1 protein-coding gene and 2 pseudogenes are annotated in these 1560 nt (G+C 41.5%); 1 reads left to right on the top strand and 2 read right to left on the bottom strand.

The genetic code is table 11. The features are described from left to right. Window positions 1-248: hypothetical protein (locus QUB11_RS31110; protein WP_445300872.1), on the bottom strand; the 248-nt coding region annotated here is incomplete at its 3' end. Continuing rightward, a pseudogene (locus tag QUB11_RS31105) lies at window positions 236-419 on the bottom strand (transposase); the annotation flags it as partial. The pseudogene QUB11_RS31105 and the gene QUB11_RS31110, both read right to left, overlap by 13 nt. A gap of 332 nt (window positions 420-751) precedes the next feature. Here QUB11_RS31105 and QUB11_RS31100 point away from each other — a divergent pair. Then, window positions 752-1489: pseudogene (locus QUB11_RS31100) on the top strand (transposase); the annotation flags it as partial. Window positions 1490-1560: the final 71 nt, after the last annotated feature.

The raw sequence follows: 1560 nt of genomic DNA, 5'->3' as shown, positions 1-1560 counted from the left end.
TTACTATTTTCGCCTATTTTGCTCAACAATAGCTCAAAGCTACTATTCTGCTTTTTCTGAGCATTTATACTTATTGCCAAAGTGACACGCTCCCGCCGTTGCTCTGCATTAAGTTTGCCTTTGACTCCGCATTGATGAGTTTTGGGACTAATGTTTTTTGTTTCACGATACTGTTTCATCAATTTTTGTACAAAACTTAGAGCCACAAAAAAACGCCAGGGTAAGAGCATCTCAATCATGCTTGACAAAAGCACTTGAGAATTTGCATCATATAGTCATTGTTCATCGGGGCCCGTTTGATTTTTTGTCGCAGGCTACGCTCTTTGAGTTGTTTCTTGGTTGACCGCATTGAGTGCGAGCCGTCTTACCAGAGCGAAGTTCTGAGGACTGTTTAACGAGCGAATCCGAGATTTATCTTCAGGACTTACGCAGGACCACTAGATATAGCGTACCGGGTTGAGAAATACCCATTGGATAGAGCGATAATATAAAATTAACGTAAGGATTCAGGTCTGAAGAATGGGAATGAGCTCAGGCATAGCCAAGTCACAAGAATGGGCAGAAATAGCCTCACGGAAAAAAGTCATTACTGAACGAGCTTGAAAACGACAGGTTTGAATCACACTAAGTAGGGTTTGCTGAATAATCGCTCGCATATTGCGTGGTCTGGGTTTTCGATCGCGCGATCGAGAAAAAAGTGCAAGATTAACAGGTAAAATAGGTCAAAACCCGTGCATCACCACCTGCGATCGTGTACAAAAAAGCTGAGCTTGCTCACCCCTCACCTTCCGACTTTGAACTCCCCTCATGTGGGAAATTGTCACTCCTTAACCGTTGGGTAAAAATGGCCGAACTAATCCCGTGGTCAGAATTTGAAACAGAATATGCTAAAAACTTCCCCACAGAAAGGGGGGCCCCTGCTAAATCCTTTAGGATGGCATTGGGGGCATTAATTATTAAAGAAAAATTAGGAATTAGCGATCGTGAAACAGTAGAACAGATCCGTGAAAACCCCTATATGCAATACTTCATCGGTCAATCAAGCTACAGCAACGAACTCGCATTTGACCCATCACTCTTAGTACACTTTCGGCAACGAATTAGTCCCAACCTAATTAATCAAGTGAACGAACGCATGGTCGAAAAAATGCGAGAACTCACGCCAGTTAAACCCGAAAAAAAAAAGGATTCGGACGCCAAAAATGAGTTATCCAATCGCGGCAAATTGATCGTAGATGCAACCTGCGCCCCAGCCGACATTAGTTATCCAACCGACTTAGGACTATTAAACAGAGCCAGAGTTCATACCGAAAAAATCATAGACATTCTGTATAAACAAATTAAAGAAAAAACCACTAAAAAACCAAGAACATACCGTAATCTAGCCAGGAAAGACTACTTAGCAGTAGCCAAACAACGACGACCAACCAAAAATAAAAAAAGACAAGCAATTAAAAAACAACTTCAATACATCAAAAGAAACCTAGGGCGTCGGTTCAGTATTAGGAGTTGACAAAAAAAGGACTTTATGAAATTAGCCAGTCCATGAGTTAGACTCTA

Source organism: Microcoleus sp. B6-A1 (assembly GCF_036705085.1).
Lineage (GTDB): Bacteria > Cyanobacteriota > Cyanobacteriia > Cyanobacteriales > Microcoleaceae > Microcoleus.
The sequence above is the reverse complement of the archived record's forward strand: the minus strand, read 5'-3'. Positions and strand labels throughout refer to the sequence as shown.